Source organism: Micromonospora sp. NPDC000316, assembly GCF_042898885.1.
In the GTDB taxonomy this organism is placed as follows: Bacteria; Actinomycetota; Actinomycetes; order Mycobacteriales; family Micromonosporaceae; genus Micromonospora.
In genome coordinates, this window is record NZ_JBIAZG010000014.1 from 1 (window position 1) to 18798 (window position 18798).

The following is an 18798-nucleotide window of genomic DNA, read 5'->3' on the forward strand; positions in this document are numbered from 1 at the left end:
AAGTTCGGATCCGATGATTCCTTCCACGTTCGCGTGCGTTGCCAGCTGACCTGGTTATCGCGCAGCAGCTGCCGTAGCCGCTCCCGGCCGATGATCACCCGCCGGCTGGCGTCGGTGGCGAGATAGTCGGCGAGTTTGCGCAGGCTCCAGCGGGTGAACGGACGCTCGAGCTTGCTCGGACGCGTGGTGGCCGTCGCGATGATGAACGCTTCATCGTCGTCATTGATCCGGCGGGGACGGCCTCCCGCCCATCGAGGGTCCAACGCGCGTAGTCCGATCTCGTTGAACAGGTGGATCACGTCGCGGACGGTGTCCTCGTGCGCGGCGACCAGCCGAGCGATCGACGCGACAGGTGTCCCGGACGCCGACGCCATGACGATCAACGCCCGCCGGACCCGCACCGAGTCGTGCTTGCCCCGTCGCACGAGTTGTTGCAGCTTGCGGCCCTCGTCCTGCGTCAACCGCCGTGCCCGTACCGGCTCGGCCAATCCACCCACCTCACTCTCAACGATCTACATCACCGCCGTCGAGAGTGAGCCCTCACCACCTCATCCGAACGCACGCCGCCCGGCGTGTCCCCGACCCGGTGAACGTTCATGGACAACGCACTAGGTGGCGGAGGGGCGCCGAGCGCGAACGCTTCGTCGGCGATGCCGGGAAACCAGCGTTCCAGCTGGACCTGACCGGCGGGCAGCAGGGCGTGCACCTGGCTGCCCTGGGGCACACCCGGACGAGGCCCCGCATCGACATCGGACGGGTCCCGCTCGATGATCAGCACGTCGTCGGCGTGGTCGCTCAGCACCCGGGCCGCCAGCAGCCCTGCCACGCTGCCACCGAGCACCACCGCACGTCGCATGACCACCGCGGTCTCGGCAGGTCGTTCCGCCGTCGCTATCTCGGCGAAGAGCCGGGACGGAGAGGGTGCCATGCGATCGCTCCTCGACTGGTCGGGAATCCTCGGCATCCACGACCGTAACCATCGGAGCGTCCGGAGTCAGCGCTCAACTGGCCCGCCACTTCTGGTTGGCGTTTCCGGTGCACTGCCAGATCTGCAACCGGGCGCCGTTGTCGGGGTTGCCGTCGAGCACGTCGACACATCTGTCCGCGCGGACGTTCACCAGGTCGTGGGCCTTGTTCAGGGTGAACCTCTGGGACGCGGCGCCTGTGCAGTCGGCCAGTTGGACAGCCGCGCCGTCCGCCGTCGAGTGGCCCGCGACGTCCAGGCACTTGCCCATCGACCGGACCGTACCGTCGGCGGGGAAGGTCCACAGTTGCTTGGCGGTCCGGCGGCAGTCCCAGATCTGGAGTCGGGCACCAGCGGTGGCTTTGCCCTCCGGGATGTCGATGCACCGGTCGCTGGCGAAGCTGACGATCTGCTGCCCGGCGGGTGCGCTGCTCTGCGTCGGCGACGGTGGTGGAGGCGCGGCCGGCGCCGACGGTTGCTGCCCCGGGTTCCCCGCGGCGCTCGTCGAACCGCCGCCCGGCCCGGTCGACGGGTGGCCCTCTCCTCCGTCCGGTGGGGCGGATCCCGACGGCGTAGCAGCGCTCACCGGCAGCCCCTGGAAGCCGTCCGTGACCAGCTCGAAGATCCCCCGGCTGACCGACCATTCGGCGTCCGATGTGGTCCAGTCGATGGTGTACGCGTGCCCGTTGCGGTCGACGAAGGCACGGCTCGACGCCCGCATCGGCGTGCCGTCGGCGTCGGTGTACGTCCACTCCCACTCGGCGGCCCGCACGTGGTAGTCGAGCGCGGCGAGCCGGACCCGCTGGTAGTCGGCGTACCGGCGACGTTCCGCCTTCTCCTGGGTGCGCAGCGCGGCGACCAGGTCGGCGGGGATCGGCCGGAGTTCGTCGAGGACGAACTGTCGACTGCCGTCCGGCTCGCGGAATTCGGCCCGCTCGCCGTCGCGCAGCGGCTGCCAGCCGTCCGGCACCGGCACCAGGAAGCGCGGATCGCCCCGGTGGTAGTGCCAGCCGGCGGGCGGTGGCGGCAGCACTCTGGCAACCGGCGCTTCGGCGACCGGAGCGACGCTTGCGGTAGGTGCCGCTGCCCGGCCCGGTTCGCCGGCCGGTCGGCCGGTCACCAGCGACGCGCTCACCAGCAACACGACGAGCACGGCGGCGGCGATCGCGCCGATCAGCCAACGGCGACGCCGACGCGCCGAGGCAACGGCCACATCGTCCGGTGGCAGGGCCGACCCGGGACCTGACGGCATCGGGGCGGTGGCGGCCGTTGTCGTGGAGACAACAGGCGACGACTCGGTCGTGGCTGCGGGAGCCGGTGCGGTGGCGCTCGCCGCCGGGACTGTCGGCGACGACTCGACAGGCCGACCGGACCCGGCGGTGACGAACTCGGGCACGATCGGCTGCGGCGTACCGTCGCCGGTGTTGATCCTCGCCACCGGCATCGCCGGGCCGGACTCGCCCACCTGGCCTCCCCCGCCGACCGGGTCGACCGGGCCGGCGGCGTGCCGCAGGAGGCGGTCGGCCTCCTCGGCGCTGATGCGCTGATCCGGCTCCCGACGCAGCAGCCCCTCCAGGAGCGGGGTCAGCTGGCCGGCGCGCTGGGCCTGCGGTGGCGGCTCGGTGGCGAGCGCGGCCAGCGTCGCCATCGGCGACGAGCGTTGGTACGGGGTGCGCCCCTCGATCGCCGCGTAGAGGGTCGCGCCGAGCGACCACAGGTCGGCAGCCGGACCGACCTCACCATCGGTGGCCCGCTCCGGAGCCAGGTACGCCGGCGAACCGAGCACCATCCCCGTCTGGGTCATCCGCGGATCGCCGGGCAGCGTCGCCAACCCGAAATCGGTAAGCACCACCCGGCCGTCGTCGGCGAGCAGCACGTTTGCGGGCTTGACGTCCCGGTGCAGCACACCGGCCTGGTGCGCGGCCCGCAGCGCACTCAGCACACCCAGCCCGATCCGGGCGGCGCGAGCCACAGGCAGCGGGCCCTCGGCTTCGAGCACCTCGTGCAGGGAACGGGACGGGACAAGCTCCATCACGATCCACGGATCGTCGCCGGAGTGCAGCACGTCGAAGACGCGCACCACGTTCACGTGACCCAGCCGGGCGACGGCCCGCGCCTCGCGCATGGACCGTTCGCGCATCTCCCGGCGCTCGTCGTCACGCAGACCGGGCGGCGCCACCAACTCCTTGATGGCCACGTCCCGGTGAAGCATCTCGTCACGGGCCTGCCACACGCGGCCCATTCCGCCCTGCCCGAGCGGACGTACCAGCCGGTAACGATCGGCGATCAACTGTCGAGGGGCATCAGGCACGTCAGGAAGGTACCGGGCGTTGTTTACACACCCAATTCCTCGCCGCCGCCGGATAAGCGACAGTTGGATAAATCACATGCAAGATCATCGACTGATCGCTCGTTCATTTCCCTATAGCTGCGCTATTGCCGTCACCGCTGTCGCCGAGCGCAATGTTACCGACACGTACATCGGCAAGCCGCTATGAATATCGAATGAATTCGAATTCTGAGATCGGCGACGCGTGGGGCGCTCACGCGCCCTGCGGTGACGAGGTCCGCGAGCGGGCATCCGTCACCTCAGCCGGTTTACGCGCGAGGATCAGCGCGCATCGTGCGCTGCCGTCCCGGCGCCGACCCAGGGCGGTCAGGGCGACTGTCGTCACGGCAAAGCCAGCCGCTGTCAGGTCGTCGCGGACCGCGGGCAGCGGGCTCGTGCGGTAATACATGACGAACGGCGGTCGCCAGATGGCATTGCGTACGCGCATGGTCAGGTCGAAGCCGAGCGTGACCAGGTGCGGGAGCGAGGCCAGCGGCGGTGGTGCGCCGATCGGCAGGGCGAAGAGCCCGCCGGGCCGCAGCGCCCGGTGCACCCCCTCGAAGAGCGCCGGTCGGTCGGTGGGCAGGAAGTGCCCGAGCGCTCCGAAGCTGACGGCGAGGTCGAAGGAGTCGGTGAAGGGCAGGGCCCGAGCGTCGGCCCGCACGAACGTGGCGCCCGGGTGAGCGCTGCGCGCCTGCGCGAGCATCCCGGCGCTGAAGTCGACGCCCGTGATGGGCCCTTCGCACACAGACCTGAGAGCCAGCATGCCCGCGCCGGTGCCGCAGCACACGTCCAGCCCACTGTCGAACGGCCCGAGTTCGGACAGCGCGTCGGCGGTCGCGCCGACAAAGCTGTCCGGCGTGCGAAAGGGCGTGTGGTCGAACTTCGGCGCAAGCATGTCGTAGCCGCGCTCGACCGAGGACAACGCTTGGACGCAGAGTTCACGCAGAGACGGACCCTGAGGCGAGAACACCGACGAAGGGTACCTGCTCTACCCGCGGGACGTGTCGGTGTCGTCGGGGCCGCGGATCGGCGGAGGGGCCCGTTACCGGTTATCCGGTAACGGGCCCCTGACTGCTTATGGTGCTGGTGGATCGTAAACGGATCTAACTAGTGGCCTCGTCGGCCCGAACTCTCCCGTGCGCCGACGGAACTCCGGTTCACACGATGGAGATCGACCGCACCTGGGTGTTGCCCTTGGTGTCGACGTACACCTTGTAATCGCCGACGGTGTACGTGCCAGCCGCGTTGTTGTTGATGGTGAACGTACGCGTCACAGCAGACTCACTGCCGTCGATACGGGTCTGCTTCACCGTGATGGTCAACTCGTTGGTGTTGCCCTTCAACTTCTTCACCACCGCCGACGGCTTCGCATCGACTGCCGCGTTGGCGACCGTCACGTAGACCGCGTCGGGTGACGAGAACTCCGCGTTCTTCTGCCCGTCGCCGAACTGGAAGAAGCCCCGCTGTTCGGTGGCCCCGCGCCCCGGGAACGGATCCGGGTTCGACGCCAGGTACGTCGGGTTGACCTTGTACAGGTCCTTCTTGGAATCCGCGAGCTTGGCCTGCACCCCGGCGTACGGCGCGTCGGTGATCGCGAGGTTCACCGCCAGGTAGATGGCGTTGGGGTTGGTTGCCGAGATGCGTGAGGAGAAGTACTTGTCCGCACTCTGCCCCGCGGGAACGGCAAGCGGCACGACCTGGCCGCCGACGAGAATGTTGAACCGGAAGTCGCCGTAACCGCCGGCGACGAACTTCGCCCACGCCGCGTCCGACATGTGGCCGGGGCGCTCGACCTTGAACTCCAGACGCATCGGCGCCACGTAGGTGCTGGTCTGGAATTCGGGGTCGGTCAGGGGCAGGTAGACCCCTCCCGGTTCGTGGCCCAGCGCGAAGGCCGCCGCCGTCGGGGCCGAGTTGCCGCGCCCGTTCCACATCGGGATGTTGAACGAGGTGGCGCCGAGCAGAGCCTGGCCACCCAGCTGGTTCGCGCCGACAGCGCCCGACGCGTCCTTGTAGGTTCCGATCGTCACGTCGAGCAGGTCGAGGTCCGACCGGTCGGCGTTGAGCCCTGGCATGTCCGCCCACATGAAGTTGGCGCCAGCGGGCCCGGTGTACCGGGCCATCTCCGCCATGCCATCGGCCATGATCTTGGTCATCTGCACAGCCGAGTCGACCTTCATCCGCTCGTTGGCCGTGTGCCACCAGCGCTCGTTACCCGGGATGACGGCGCCGAAGGCTGTCATCTTGTTGCGGAAGTTGCTGGCCAGGGTGCCACCGGTCGTGCCCTGCGGATAGGTGACGTCCATGAGGGAGTACGGATCCGGGAACTGCTGCGGGCTGCGGTTGATCGAGGCCTGGTAGCTCCCGAACTGAAGGGCCGTCAGCGGGTTGTCGTGAGTGACGTACAACCCGGCGCCAATGGGCGAGCCGAGGTTGCCGATGGCGAACCCCTTCGCCTGGAAGGCGGCAGTGGCCGCTGCCGTTGCCTGGCTGGAGTCAGCCGCGGTGAGGTGCATGCTGCGCACGTACATCGGCATGCTGAGGTTTCCGGAGGAGTCCGTGTAGAAGCTCGTCGGGGTTTCCGAGTTGATGTTCGCCATGAGGGCGAAGGTCAGGTTCGGCGTGCCGTTGCTCGGGTTGCGCAACAGGTTCGCGGGGATGCCCATGTACTTACCGATATAGGCTTCGCCCTCGACACCGTCGCGGAAGAACAGGTCGCTGATGCCGTCGGCGGCCTTCTTCAGTTGCAGGTCGGCGGTCGTGCCTCCCACGGCGCCGAGTCCCTGGGAGATGAGGGACATCCCCCACACGACGGCGTTCTTGCCGTACTGCGGGGTCGGCATCTCCATCGCCACATCAGTGTTGATCTCCAGCGTGAGCGAGTCGCCGGTGATCGTGGCCTGCACCTTGGGCGTGGTGCCGGGAGCAGCCGGGAGCCAACCCTTCGTGGTCGCGGCAGCGGTGACCGCCGACACGAACCTGTCGCGCTCGGCGGAGCTGGCGCCCGCCACGTCGAGGGTGAAGATGGCCCGTGAGGCGATCTGCGTGGTGCTGCCGTAGGCGATGTCCTTGAGGGTCGGGTCGCCTTCGCGCAGGGTGACGCCGGCCGTGGCAGCCGTCAGCCGGAAGGCCTTGGCGCTGTCCGCCGCCAGGCTCATCGACACCGCCGGGGTCACCGAGCCGGAGTTACCAACGATGACCGGGAACCGCGAGTCGGAAGTGTACGCCGCAATCGGCATCTCCTCCCGGTTGAGGTTCTTGTACGCCCAGTTGTCGTAGAAGCTCGGGTTCGCGTTGTACGGGATGGACTGGAAGGCGGCGGTGTTCGCCGCCGTGGGCGTGCCGGGACCGCCGTCCTCGTAGATTCCCATCACGATGCGGACGCGACGGTCGAGAGGCAGCCCCGCCTGGAGAAGCGCCTTGGCCGCGAGCAGCGTCGCGAGCGTCGGGCCGCTGTCGTCCTGGATGCCCGCCCCGTAGACCCAGCCGTCCTTGATGTAGGGCGAGTGGTAGGCGCCAGGAGTGCCGAGGTTGCCATCGGCGTCCCGCCAGCGCGCCAGCTGGGCGGCCGAGACGGACGACGTCGGCGAGTCCAGGTGACTCAACGCCATGATCATTTCTGGGGCGTCCGGGTCACCGATCTCGGCGTAGACGTACTTGTCGGCCTGACGTTGCACGACAACCGGGAAACCCAGGTCGGTGGCCAGCTTGACCACCCAGGCGAGCTTGGCGACCTTGCGGTCGTACTCGTTCTGGTTGGCCGCGGTGTTGCTGACCGGGAAGGGGTACGTCGTCGCGGCCGTGCCGCCCCGGGAGATGGAGTCGTAGCTCGACCCGTCCAGCATCGCCCCGACCAGAGTGAGCGGGTTGTAGGTGCCGTCTCCCGCCCGCGCGCTGCTGACGCGTCCCGCCAACGCCTCGACTTCGGCGTGGATGGCGTCGCGCTCGGCGTCGGTCACCGACAGGTCGTAGGTGACGCCCGGCTGGAAGCGCTCCTGGCCGACGCTTGCCGCTCCCGCGCCGGCGGCGCCCGCAGCGGAACCGTTAGCCGCCAACCCGGCGGACAGGATCAATGACATGCCAAGCGTCAGGGCAATAGGTTTTTGCCGCATAAATGTGGTCTCCCGGAATGGTCGAAGCCAAAGAACATCAGATGATCTTCGTTGTATACAGACCCTGTCAAGCTTTTTCCGGCTTGTCAACGCGCCGTTCGCAACGGGTTCGTGGCGCTGGGTGACCAGGTGGTGCCGGTCGTGTAACCGGAAGAGAAGACTGGAATTTCCTATTCCTGATCACAATTCGCCCGCGTCGCCCTTTATCCGGGTGCACACAGCTGCTTTATGACAGCAAAATGGCCACCTCCCCGCATTGGAGAGGCGGCCATTAACCCGCCGGGTGCTACCGAGCCCGACCAACCCGACACTTCTTCTGCGCCGGATGTCGCGCCAACGCGACCCCCGGAAGGTTGCTGATCGCCACTCAGGCCGGTGCGCCTACCGGCGCCGCCGGCTCGTCGGTGGCCCGCCGGGCGCCCGACTCCGCCTCGTCGTCGTGCTCGTCGAGCATTGTGGCCTCGTCAAACGGGTCGTCGCCGCGCAGCACGGCGGTCGCGCGCTCCCTGTCGAACTCGCCGGTCCAGGTCCCCACAAGCACCGTCGCCACGGCGTTGCCGGCGAAGTTGGTCAACGCCCGCGCCTCGGACATGAACCGGTCGATGCCGACGATCAGCCCGACCCCGTCGACGAGATCCGGGCGGTGCGACTGAAGCCCACCGGCGAGCGTGGCGAGCCCGGCGCCGGTGACCCCGGCGGCACCCTTGGACGCGATGATCATGAACAGCAGCAGCGAGATCTGTTCGCCTACCGACAGCGGCTTGCCGAGCGCGTCGGCGATGAACAGCGACGCCATGGTCAGATAGATCGCCGTGCCGTCCAGGTTGAACGAGTACCCGGTGGGCACTGTGATGCCGACGACAGGCTTGCTCACCCCGAAGTGCTCCATCTTGGCGATGAGCCGCGGCAGCGCCGACTCCGACGAGGAGGTGGACAGGATCAGCAGGAACTCCCGGCCCAGGTAGCGCAGCAGCGAGAAGATCGAGATCCGGGCGATGAACCAGAGCAGCGCACCGAGGACCACCAGCACGAAGATCAGGCAGGTCGCGTAGAAGCCCAGCATGATCTGCGCGAGGCTCTTGAGGGCGTCCACGCCGGTGGCACCGACCACTGCCGCCATGGCGCCGAACGCGCCGACCGGCGCCAGCCACATAATCATGGCGAGCACCTTGAACACGACCCGCTGGATGACGGTGATGGCGCTGAGCACCGGCTCGCCACGACGGCCCATGGCCTGCACGGCGAAGCCGACAAGCAGGGCGACAAGCAAGGTCTGGAGCACCTCGCCCTCGGTGAGCGCGGAGAGCAGCGTGGTCGGGATGATCCCGAGCAGGAAGTCCGCCGTACCGCCGGCCTCGTCACCGGCGGCGGCCTTGCCCGCACCGGCGAGGTCCGCACCGAGGTCCAGGCCGGAGCCGGGGTGGATGAGGTTGCCGACCACCAGGCCGATGGCGAGGGCGACTGTCGACATGGTGAGGAAGTAGCCGAGGGCGAGGCCGCCGACCTTGCCGACCTTCGCGGCCTGCCGAACGGAGCCGACACCCAGCACGATTGTGCAGAAGATGACCGGGCTGATCATCATCTTGATCAGGTTGACGAAGCCGGTGCCGATCGGCTTGAGTTCCTTGCCGAATTCGGGCGCGACCAGGCCGACAACGATGCCGGCGAGCACGGCCACGATGACGGCCAGGTAGAGATACCGGGTACGGTCCCGGCGGACCGGCGGCGCCGGTGTGGTGGTGGAGTCGGTGGTGTCCATGTCGACAATGTGAAGCGCATCTCACCCGTTGACAGCCTTGCGGTCATTCTGTTCACCGCGAAAATTCAGGAGGTGGTGGGGGTGGCCCGACGCCAGTGGAGCATCGCGGGGCAACTCTTCGCCCTCCAGGCGATGGTGGTGACGCTTCTGGTGCTGGCCGGCGCGGCGGGCGCGTTCTGGCTGGCCCGCAGCGACTCCCGCCAGGCCGCGCAGGAGGAGGTCCTCGCGGTGGCGCAGACCGTGGCCCGCTCCCCCGACGTCCGCGCGGCCCTCACGACCGCCGACCCGGCAAGCATCCTCCAGCCGTACGCCGAGTCGACGCGGCTGGCGACGGGCACCGACTTCGTGGTGGTGATGGCCCCCGACCGGACCCGCTTCTCGCACCCCACCCGGGAGTTGATCGGCCAGCCGTTCGTCGGGGAGATCGGGCCCGCCCTGACGGGCCACCCCTTCACCACAGTCAACGTCGGCACGCTCGGCGAGTCGGTGCGCGCTGTCGTTCCGGTGTACGACGGGCAGCGGGGCATCGTCGGTCTGGTCTCGGTGGGCATCACCACCCGTGCGATCAACCGCAAGCTGCTCGGCCAGTTGCCGGTGCTGCTCGGTGTGGCCGCACCGGCGCTCGCCCTCGCCGCGACCGGCTCGTGGCTGCTCAGCCGCCGGCTGCGCCGCCAGACGCACGGCCTCGGCCCGGCCCAGATGACAAGGATGTACGAGTACTACGACGCGGTCCTGCACTCGGTGCGCGAAGGTCTCGTGGTGCTGACCACCGACCGGCGGGTGGCCCTGATCAATGACGAGGGGCGCCGGCTGCTGGGCCTCGACGCGAACACGCCCGTGACCGACAAGCCGGTCGCCGGGATCGACCTGCCGCCGGCGGTCGCCGAGCTGCTCGGCTCCCAGCGGGACGCCCGCGACGAGCCCGTCCTCGCCGGTGACCGGGTGCTCGTGGCCAACCAGCGGACCACCCGCTTCGAGGGCGCGACCCTCGGCACCGTGCTGACCCTGCGCGACCAGACCGAGCTGCGCACCCTGGCCAGCGAGCTGGACTCGGTCCGCGCGCTTACCGAGGCGTTGCAGGCACAGACCCACGAGTCGGCCAACCGGCTGCACACAGTGCTCACCCTTGTGGAGTTGGGGCGTACCGAGGAGGCCGTCCGGCTCGGCACCCGGGACCTGGCCCTCGCCCAGCAACTGACCGACCGGGTGGTCGGCGCGGTGACCGAGCCGGCGTTGGCCGCGCTGCTGCTCGGCAAGTCGGCGCAGGCCGGCGAACGCGGCGTGGACCTGGTGATCGAGCCGGACTGCCGCCTCGACGACAGCCCTCTGCCCACCGGAGACCTGCTCACAGTGGTCGGCAACCTCGTCGACAACGCCCTGGAGGCGGTGGCCGGCACGCCCGCGCCGCGCCGGGTGCGGGTCTTCGTCGGCGAGGTCGACGACGAGCTTGTCGTACGGGTCGCCGACAGCGGCCCCGGGCTGGCCCCCGAGCGGGTGGCGGACGCCTTCCGGCGCGGCTGGTCCACCAAGAAGAGCGCCGGCCGGGGCCTCGGTCTGGCCCTGATCGGGCAGGTGGTCCGTCGCCACGGAGGCAGCTCCGATGTGGGCCGCTCGGACGACGGCGGCAGCGTGTTCACCGTCCGCCTACCGATCGTCGGGGCACGCCGATGACCGACATCCGGGTCCTTGTCGTCGAGGACGAGCCACTGCTGGCCGAGGCGCACACCGCGTACACCGAGAGGGTTCCCGGTTTCGTGGTGGTCGGGGTGGCGCACACCGCGCGGGCGGCGATGGCGGCGCTGCGCGCGGGCGGCGGCGACGACGTGGACCTCGTACTCCTCGATTTTCGGCTGCCCGACCTGCACGGCCTGGACGTCTGCCGGGCGCTGCGCGCGGCCGGCAGCAGCGTCGACGTGCTTGCGGTGACGTCCGCGCGGGACCTCGCGGTGGTGCGGACGGCGGTGTCCCTCGGGGTGACGCACTATCTGCTCAAGCCGTTCACGTTCGCCGCGTTCCGGGACAAGCTGGAACGCTACGCCGACTACCGCGCCCAGGCGCTCGCCGACGGTGAGGTGGCTGCCCAGCACGAGGTGGACCAGATGTTCGCCACCCTGCGCGGCACCGCCGGGCACAGCCTGCCCAAGGGCCTCGACGCACAGACCCTCGATCGGGTACGCGCCGCGCTGGCCGACGTGACCCGCGGGGCAGGGCTGTCGGCGACCGAGGTCAGCGCGTCGACAGGCATCTCCCGGGTGACCGCCCGCCGCTACCTGGAATATCTGGCGACCGTCGGCCGGGTGGTCCGCAGCCCTCGCTACGGCACCCCCGGCCGCCCCGAGGTCGAATACCGACCCCGCTGATCGGCGTCCTGGTTGCCGGCCGGCACCTTGCTGCCGAGGTCGCCGACAGGTCAGGCGATCTGACGAAGGTCGTCTCCGTAGTCGAAGATGATCCGCATGCGGGCGCCGAGCGCTCGTGCATATCGGCTCAGCGTCGCGACCTCGTTGGCCTCCAGATCGCCGTTTTCGATCTGGCTGATTCGGCCGGGAGTGACACCCATCAGCTCGGCCACCTGCCGCTGGGTCAGGCCCAGCCGCTTCCGCTCTTCGGCAAGGTGGAACGCGCTGATCCACGCCTCGGTACGGGCACGTTCTCCGTCGAGCGCTTCATCGTCCCCGTCGTGCAACTCAGCCCGGATGTCATTCCAGTCGTGGAAGTCGCTCATCAGCCCTCCCTCCGTTTCCTCTCGAAGGCAAGCCAGCCCTCGTACGCGATCTCAGCGACCGGAATCGCGTTCTCGTACCAGCGATTCCAATCTCCTGCCTTGTTACCGGCCACCAGCAGCACGGCCTGGGACCATGGATCGAAGACGAACAGCACACGAACCGCGACGTCCCTTCCCGACCTCGGTCGCAGTTCCTTGAGATTGCTGATTGTCGAACCCCTGAGGGTGTCAACCAGCGGGCGCCCCAGTCCCGGACCGGTTTCCGCGAGCATGTCGATCGCCACGTTGACAGACCGGTATGTCGCGGGGTCGGCCTGACGCAGGGATCGCAACCAGTCGCGGACATCCGTTGTCGTCCTGATCGCCCAGCGACGTGGCGGCTCATTCGACATGGAACCAACTATAGTCTGACCTATACACGGAGCGCTGCAACCTAAAGCGGTGGCGGGGCGAAGATCCGTTGTTAGACTTCGCGGAGTTGGGTTAGCGGTACGACCAGGGAGACCAGACATGGCGGGTGACGACGACATCTCCGGGTGAGACCGGACGTGTTCGGCCACCGTTCGGCGCGTACGCGCAGCCGCCGTGGCCATGTCGTCGTTCCATCGGTCCCGGTTGTCGTCGGGCGGCTCTGGCGCGCCCACCCCACCCTCTGAGGTCACTCGCATGTCTGACGCTTTCATCGTCTGCTCCAACCTGTCCTTCTCCTGGCCGGACGACACCCCTGTCTTCTCGGACCTGTCCTTCACCGTGCCCGGCGGTCGTACCGGCCTGGTCGCGCCCAACGGCGCCGGCAAGAGCACGCTGCTGCGGCTGATCGCCGGGGAACTGCCCCCCGGCGGCGGCAGCGTCACCGTCGACGGCGTGCTCGGCTACCTCCCGCAGACCCTGCCCCTGGCCGGTGACCTGGCCGTGGCCGAAGTGCTCGGCGTCGCCGAGCGGATCGCCGCGCTGCACGCCATCGAGGCCGGCGACGCCAGCGAAAACCACTTCGCCACCATCGGCGACGACTGGGACATCGAGGAGCGCACCCGCGCCGAGCTGGACCGCCTCGGCCTGGGCGAGCTGTCGCTCGACCGGCGGCTGCACACCCTCTCCGGTGGCCAGGTCGTCTCCCTCGGCCTGGCGGCGCAACTGCTTCGACGCCCGGACGTGCTGCTGCTCGACGAACCCACCAACAACCTGGATCTGGAGGCCCGGCACACGCTCTACGACGTGCTGACCGACTGGACCGGGTGTCTGCTGCTGGTCAGCCACGACCGGGAACTGCTGGACCGGATGGACCGCATCGCCGAACTGGACCGGGGCGAGATCCACTGGTACGGGGGCAACTTCACCGCGTACACGGAGGCGGTGCAGGCGGCGCGGGAGGTGGCCGAGAGCAACCTGCGCAACGCCGAGCAGGAGGTCAAGCGGGAAAAGCGCGAGATGCAGCAGGCCCGGGAGCGCGCCGACCGGCGGGCCAGCAACGCCGCCAAGAACCTGAAGAACGCCGGCCTGGCCCGGATCGTGGCCGGCGGGCTCAAGCGCAGTGCGCAGGAGTCAGCGGGCAAGGCGCAGGAGACGCACTCGGCCCGACTCGGCCAGGCCAAGTCCCGGCTCGACGAGGCCGGCCGGGCGCTCCGCGAGGACGACCAGATCGTCGTAGACCTGTCGGACACCACAGTCCCGGGCGGACGCACCCTCTTCTCCGGTACAGGGATGCGGGCCCGCTTCGACGACCGGGACCTGTTCGGAGGCGACGGCGCCGACCTGGTGATCCGGGGGCCCGAGCGGATCGCGCTGACCGGCGCGAACGGCGTCGGCAAGTCGACACTGCTGCGCCTCGTCAACGGTGACCTCGAAGCGGCAGGAGGCGACATCCGCCGGGCCGACGGGCGGATCGCGTACCTGTCGCAGCGGCTGGACCTGCTGGACCTCGACCGTACGGTGGCGGAGAACTTCGCCGCGTACGCGCCGAGCCTGCCGGACGCCAAGCGGATGAACCTGCTCGCCCGGTTCCTGTTCCGGGGCACCCGGGTGAACCTGCCCGTTGGGGTGCTCTCCGGCGGTGAGCGGCTGCGCGCCACCCTGGCCTGTGTGCTCTGCGCCGAACCGGCGCCGCAACTGCTGCTGCTCGACGAGCCGACGAACAACCTGGACCTGGTAAGCGTCGCCCAACTGGAGAGCGCGCTTAGCGCGTACCAGGGGGCGTTTGTCGTGGTCAGCCACGACGAACGGTTCCTCGCCGAGATCGGCGTGCAGCGCTGGCTGCGGCTGGCCGACGGCCAGCTGCGCGAGATCGCGGCCCCCGACCGGGGATGAACCAGACGGCCGTGCGCGGCCCGGCCGAACGTCGGCCGGGCCGCAGCGCGGTCAGGTCACGTTGGCCGGGCCGAGGACACTCTTCAGGTCACCCATCAGCGCGGTGGTCGCCGCCACCCGGAACGGCCCCAGCCGCAGCGTGGTGGTGCGACCGCCGTTGAGCAGCTTGACGTGCACCTCGGTGTCCCCGGGGTGCAGCACAAGGGTCTCCCTGAGTTTCTCCACAAGCGGCGGCGTGCAGCGGTGCACCGGGATGGTGAGGGTGACGGGCTTGTTGGTGGCGCTTGTGCTGACGTCCGGCATGGACATGTCCATCGCCATGATCCGTGGGGTGTCGTCGCGGCGGTCCACACGACCCTTGACCACCACGATGGCGTCCTCGGCGATGTACTGCCCGATCACCTCGTAGGTGTTGGGGAAGAACAGCGTCTCCACCCCACCGGCCAGGTCCTCCAGAGTCGCAGAGGCCCAGGCGCGCCCCTGCTTGGTGACCCGCCGCTGCACTCCGGAGAGGATGCCGGCGAGGGTGACCACCGCCCCGTCGGGCACCGCGCCGTCCTCGGCGAGGGACGCGATCGTCGTGTCGGCCGCCGCGCCGAGGATGTGCTCCAAGCCGAACAGCGGGTGGTCGGAGACGTACAGGCCGAGCATCTCGCGCTCGAAGGCCAGCTTGTCGCGCTTGTCCCACTCGCTGTCACCGATGACAGGCATCACAGTCGTGCTGCCGGTGTCGGCGTCACCGAAGCCGGCGCCGAAGAGGTCGTACTGGCCGACCGCCTCCTTGCGCTTCACGTCGGCGTACGCGTCGATGGCGTCCGCGTGGACCGCGAGCAGGCCCTTGCGCGGGTGCTCCATCGAGTCGAACGCGCCCGCCTTGATCAGCGATTCGATCGTCTTCTTGTTGCAGACCACCGCGTCCACCTTGGACAGGAAGTCGTAGAAGTCGGTGTAGTCGCCCTTCTCCTGGCGGCACCGCATGATCGAGGCGACCACGTTCGCGCCGACGTTGCGCACCGCCGCCAGGCCGAAGCGGATGTCCTTGCCGACCGGGGTGAACGGCCCCGCCGACGTGTTCACATCCGGCGGAAGCACCTGGATGCGCATCCGGCGACACTCGGACAGATAGAGCGCCATCTTGTCCTTGTCGTCGCCGACGGAGGTCAACAACCCTGCCATGTACTCGGCCGGGTAGTGCGCCTTGAGGTACGCCGTCCAGTAGGACACCAGACCGTACGCGGCGGAGTGTGCCTTGTTGAAGGCGTACCCGGCGAACGGCACCAGGACGTCCCACACCGCCTGGATCGCCTCGTCGGAGTAGCCGCGCTCGCGGCAGCCGTCCCGGAACGGGATGAACTCCTTGTCGAGGATCTCCTTCTTCTTCTTACCCATCGCCCGGCGCAGCAGGTCCGCCTGGCCGAGCGTGTAGCCGGCGAGGATCTGCGCGGCGCGCTGCACCTGCTCCTGATAGACGATCAGGCCGTGGGTGGGCGCCAGGATCTCCCGCAGCGGCTCCTCCAGCTCCGGGTGGATCGGGGTGATCTCCTGGAGGCCGTTCTTGCGCAGCGCGTAGTTGGTGTGCGAGTCGACGCCCATCGGACCGGGCCGGTACAGCGCCAGGACGGCGGAGATGTCCTCGAAGTTGTCAGGCTTCATCAACCGCAGCAGCGACCGCATCGGCCCACCGTCGAGCTGGAACACGCCGAGGGTGTCGCCACGGGCCAGCAGGTCGTACGCGGCCGGGTCGTCCAACGGCAACCCCAGCAGGTCGAGCTTCGTGCCGTGGTTGAGCTCGATGTTCTTGACCGCGTCGTCGATGATCGTCAGGTTGCGCAGGCCGAGGAAGTCCATCTTCAGCAGCCCGAGCGACTCGCAGGTCGGGTAGTCGAACTGCGTGATGATCGCCCCGTCGGCGTCGCGGCGCATCAACGGGATGTGCTCGATGATCGGCTCGGCGGACATGATGACGCCGGCCGCGTGCACACCCGTCTGCCGGATCAGCCCCTCGATGCCCTTGGCGGTGTCGATGACCTTGCGGACGTCGGGGTCCGACTCGTACAGGCCACGGATCTCGCCGGCCTCGGCGTAGCGGGGGTGCTTCGGGTCGAAGATGCCGGTGAGCGGGATGTCCTTGCCCATCACGGCTGGCGGCATCGCCTTGGTGATCCGGTCGCCCACCGCGTACGGGAACCCGAGGACCCGGGCCGAGTCCTTGATCGCGGCCTTCGCCTTGATCGTGCCAAAGGTGGCGATCTGGGCGACCTTGTCCTCACCCCACTTGTCGGTGACGTACTTGATCACCTCGCCGCGCCGACGCTCGTCGAAGTCGATGTCGACATCCGGCATCGAGACGCGCTCGGGGTTGAGGAACCGCTCGAAGATCAGGCCATGCTGGATCGGGTCCAGGTCGGTGATGCCCAACGCGTACGCGACAAGCGAGCCGGCGGCGGAACCACGGCCCGGACCCACCGCGATGCCCTGGTTCTTCGCCCACTGGATGAAGTCGGCGACCACGAGGAAGTACGACGGGAAGCCCATCTGGTTGATGACGCCCAGCTCGTACTCGGCCTGGACGACGTGCCCCTCCGGGATGCCGTTCGGGTAGCGGCGAGCCAGGCCGGCGAAGGTCTCCTTGCGGAACCAGGACTCCTCGGTCTCGCCGTCGGGCACCGGGAAGCGCGGCATCAGGTTGTGGAACTCGAACATGCCCTTCGGGTCGACCTTCTCGGCGACCAGCAGGGTGTTGCGGCAGCCCTGCTGCCACAGCTCCGACGAGTCGACCGCGCGCATCTGGTCGGCACTCTTGACGAAGTAGCCGCCGCCCTCGAAGCGGAACCGGTTCGGGTCGTCGATGTTGCTGCCGGTCTGCACGCAGAGCAGCACGTCGTGCGCCGTGGCCTGCGCCTCGTGCGTGTAGTGCGAGTCGTTGGTGACCACCGGCGGGATGTCGAGCTTGCGGGCGATCTCGGTGAGCCCTTCACGGACCCGGCTCTCGATGGAGAGGCCGTGATCCATGATCTCCAGGAAGTAGTTGTCCTTGCCGAAGATGTCCTGGTAGCTCGCGGCGACCTTGAGCGCCTCGTCGAACTGACCCAGCCGAAGCCGGGTCTGCACGGCGCCGGACGGGCAGCCGGTGGTGGCCATGATGCCCTCGGCGTGCTCGGCGATCAGCTCCATGTCCATCCGGGGCCACTTGACGTAGTGCCCCTCCATGGACGCCCGCGAGTTGAGGGTGAACAGGTTCTTGAGCCCCTGGGCGTTCTTCGCCCACATCGTCTTGTGGGTGATCGCGCCGTTACCGGAGACGTCGTCGCTCTTCTGCTCCGGCCGACCCCACTTGACCCGCGCCTTGTGATAGCGCGACTCCGGCGCCACGTACGCCTCGACGCCCAGGATCGGGGTGATCCCGGCGGCCATCGCCTGGTTGTAGAAGTCGTTCGCGCCGTGCATGTTGCCGTGGTCGGTGATCGCCACCGCTGGCATGCCCAGCCGGTTGGCCTCGGCGAACAGGTCCTTGAGTCGGGCCGCCCCGTCGAGCATCGAATACTCGGTGTGCACGTGCAGATGCGCGAACGAATCAGCCATGCCTGGCGCCCCCCGGCGGTGTGGATCTAGGTGGTCGGAGCCGACCGGCACCTACCCTACCGAGGTGATCTCGGCGGCTCCACCGTCCGCGCCGAGGGTGGTCCGCGTCTCCTCGTCGCCAACTCCCACTGCCCCTCATCGCCCCGGGTGGGCCTAGGCTCGGAGGATGGCGAGGTACTACGACGTACACCCGGAAAACCCGCAGCCCCGCATCATCGGCCAGGTTGCCGACCTGATCCGCGGCGGCGGGCTGATCGCCTACCCGACGGACTCCTGCTATGCGCTCGGCATCCAGCTGGGCAACCAGGACGGGCTTGACCGGATCCGGCAGATCCGTCACCTCGACGACCGGCACCACTTCACTCTCGTCTGCCGGGACTTCGCGCAGCTCGGCCAGTTCGTGCAGATCAGCAACTCGGTCTTTCGCCTGGTGAAGGCGTCCACCCCGGGCAGCTACACGTTCATCCTGCCGGCCACCCGGGAGGTGCCGCGCCGGATGATGCATCCCCGCAAGCGCACCGTCGGTGTTCGCGTACCCCGGCACACGGTGACCCAGGCGCTGCTGGCCGAGCTGGGTGAGCCGCTGGTGTCGAGCACCCTGACCCTGCCCGGCGACGAGGAGCCGATGACCCAGGGCTGGGAGATCAAGGAACGGCTCGACCACCAGGTCGACGCGGTCCTCGACGCCGGCGAGTGCGGCAAGGACCCGACGACGGTGATCGACCTGTCCGGGCCCGAGCCGGAGATCCTGCGCCGGGGCGCGGGAGACGTGTCCCGCTTCGAGTAGCGCGCCCGCGCACACACCTCCACCAACCCGCTCCCGGCACCGGCCGGAGCCGGGTCACTGCCGCGCGCCCTTTGCTCTGCTTCACCCGGCGCACCAGGGACGGCGCTTACCTGTTGCGTGGGTTGAAGCAGAGCAAAGGGCGACCATCACACCAGCCGACCAGGGATCCCCCGCGAGCCGCCGAGCCGGCACAACGTTATGGGCGTAGACAACAGTGTGTGGCACACAGTATG

13 protein-coding genes are annotated in these 18798 nt (G+C 68.8%); 4 read left to right on the forward strand and 9 right to left on the reverse strand.

Going from position 1 to position 18798, the window contains the following annotated elements:
• The 6 genes from ACFY2Q_RS23105 to ACFY2Q_RS23130 all read right to left on the reverse strand — a co-directional run.
• The coding region (locus tag ACFY2Q_RS23105; protein WP_387133480.1) for a helix-turn-helix domain-containing protein at positions 1-488 on the reverse strand (488 nt) is incomplete at its 3' end.
• Positions 489-517: 29 nt separating this feature from the next.
• Positions 518-928: a hypothetical protein gene (locus tag ACFY2Q_RS23110; RefSeq protein WP_387133482.1), complete on the reverse strand. Its 411-nt coding sequence runs from the start codon at positions 926-928 to the stop codon at positions 518-520.
• Positions 929-1001: 73 nt separating this feature from the next.
• Entirely contained in the window at positions 1002-3275 is a 2274-nt protein-coding gene (locus ACFY2Q_RS23115; RefSeq protein WP_387133483.1) for a ricin-type beta-trefoil lectin domain protein, read from the reverse strand.
• 232 nt (positions 3276-3507) lie between these two features.
• Positions 3508-4266, reverse strand: coding sequence for a class I SAM-dependent methyltransferase (locus ACFY2Q_RS23120; protein WP_387133485.1), 759 nt, complete (start codon positions 4264-4266; stop codon positions 3508-3510).
• Between the two features lie 187 nt (positions 4267-4453).
• The gene (locus ACFY2Q_RS23125; RefSeq protein ID WP_387133486.1) at positions 4454-7375 is read right to left on the reverse strand and encodes a hypothetical protein; all 2922 of its coding nucleotides are present in this window, start codon (positions 7373-7375) and stop codon (positions 4454-4456) included.
• A gap of 400 nt (positions 7376-7775) precedes the next feature.
• Entirely contained in the window at positions 7776-9167 is a 1392-nt protein-coding gene (locus ACFY2Q_RS23130) for a cation:dicarboxylate symporter family transporter (RefSeq protein WP_387133488.1), read from the reverse strand.
• Positions 9168-9248: 81 nt separating this feature from the next.
• Here ACFY2Q_RS23130 and ACFY2Q_RS23135 point away from each other — a divergent pair, with 81 nt between their 5' ends.
• Both ACFY2Q_RS23135 and ACFY2Q_RS23140 read left to right on the forward strand, forming a co-directional pair.
• Positions 9249-10838, forward strand: a complete 1590-nt coding sequence (locus ACFY2Q_RS23135) for an ATP-binding protein (RefSeq protein WP_387133489.1) — start codon at positions 9249-9251, stop codon at positions 10836-10838.
• Positions 10835-11527 (forward strand): response regulator, encoded by a 693-nt coding sequence (locus tag ACFY2Q_RS23140; protein ID WP_387133490.1) that lies wholly within the window; start codon positions 10835-10837, stop codon positions 11525-11527. The genes ACFY2Q_RS23135 and ACFY2Q_RS23140 overlap by 4 nt, the downstream gene beginning before the upstream one ends.
• 50 nt (positions 11528-11577) lie before the next feature.
• On the opposite strand, the gene ACFY2Q_RS23145 is transcribed toward ACFY2Q_RS23140, so the two are convergent.
• The gene (locus ACFY2Q_RS23145) at positions 11578-11892 is read right to left on the reverse strand and encodes a helix-turn-helix domain-containing protein (protein WP_387133492.1); all 315 of its coding nucleotides are present in this window, start codon (positions 11890-11892) and stop codon (positions 11578-11580) included.
• Complete coding sequence (locus ACFY2Q_RS23150) at positions 11892-12284, reverse strand: type II toxin-antitoxin system RelE/ParE family toxin (protein ID WP_387133493.1); 393 nt, start codon at positions 12282-12284, stop codon at positions 11892-11894. The genes ACFY2Q_RS23145 and ACFY2Q_RS23150 overlap by 1 nt, the downstream gene beginning before the upstream one ends.
• 274 nt (positions 12285-12558) lie before the next feature.
• On the opposite strand from ACFY2Q_RS23150, the gene abc-f reads away from it, so the two are divergent.
• Positions 12559-14196, forward strand: coding sequence for a ribosomal protection-like ABC-F family protein (gene abc-f / locus ACFY2Q_RS23155; protein WP_387133495.1), 1638 nt, complete (start codon positions 12559-12561; stop codon positions 14194-14196).
• 51 nt (positions 14197-14247) lie between these two features.
• On the opposite strand, the gene dnaE is transcribed toward abc-f, so the two are convergent.
• A complete protein-coding gene (dnaE, locus tag ACFY2Q_RS23160) occupies positions 14248-17778 on the reverse strand; it encodes a DNA polymerase III subunit alpha (protein WP_387133497.1) in 3531 nt (1176 codons plus the stop codon).
• 166 nt (positions 17779-17944) lie between these two features.
• Between dnaE and ACFY2Q_RS23165 the strand changes: the two genes are divergently transcribed.
• Positions 17945-18565 carry an L-threonylcarbamoyladenylate synthase gene (locus tag ACFY2Q_RS23165; protein WP_387133498.1) on the forward strand — a complete coding sequence of 207 codons (621 nt, stop codon included), beginning with the start codon at positions 17945-17947 and terminating at the stop codon, positions 18563-18565.
• The last annotated feature ends 233 nt before the right edge of the window (positions 18566-18798 follow it).

What these genes read in the sequence shown, in the direction of transcription:
- ACFY2Q_RS23110 (WP_387133482.1), bottom strand. Translation starts at nt 928, where the DNA reads ATGGCACCCTCTCCGTCCCGGCTCTTCGCCGAGATAGCGACGGCGGAA.
- ACFY2Q_RS23130 (WP_387133488.1), bottom strand. Translation starts at nt 9,167, where the DNA reads ATGGACACCACCGACTCCACCACCACACCGGCGCCGCCGGTCCGCCGG.
- ACFY2Q_RS23145 (WP_387133492.1), bottom strand. Translation starts at nt 11,892, where the DNA reads ATGAGCGACTTCCACGACTGGAATGACATCCGGGCTGAGTTGCACGAC.
- ACFY2Q_RS23150 (WP_387133493.1), bottom strand. Translation starts at nt 12,284, where the DNA reads ATGTCGAATGAGCCGCCACGTCGCTGGGCGATCAGGACGACAACGGAT.
- ACFY2Q_RS23165 (WP_387133498.1), top strand. Translation starts at nt 17,945, where the DNA reads ATGGCGAGGTACTACGACGTACACCCGGAAAACCCGCAGCCCCGCATC.
- ACFY2Q_RS23125 (WP_387133486.1), bottom strand. Translation starts at nt 7,375, where the DNA reads ATGTCATTGATCCTGTCCGCCGGGTTGGCGGCTAACGGTTCCGCTGCG.
- dnaE (WP_387133497.1), bottom strand. Translation starts at nt 17,778, where the DNA reads ATGGCTGATTCGTTCGCGCATCTGCACGTGCACACCGAGTATTCGATG.
- ACFY2Q_RS23140 (WP_387133490.1), top strand. Translation starts at nt 10,835, where the DNA reads ATGACCGACATCCGGGTCCTTGTCGTCGAGGACGAGCCACTGCTGGCC.
- abc-f (WP_387133495.1), top strand. Translation starts at nt 12,559, where the DNA reads ATGTCTGACGCTTTCATCGTCTGCTCCAACCTGTCCTTCTCCTGGCCG.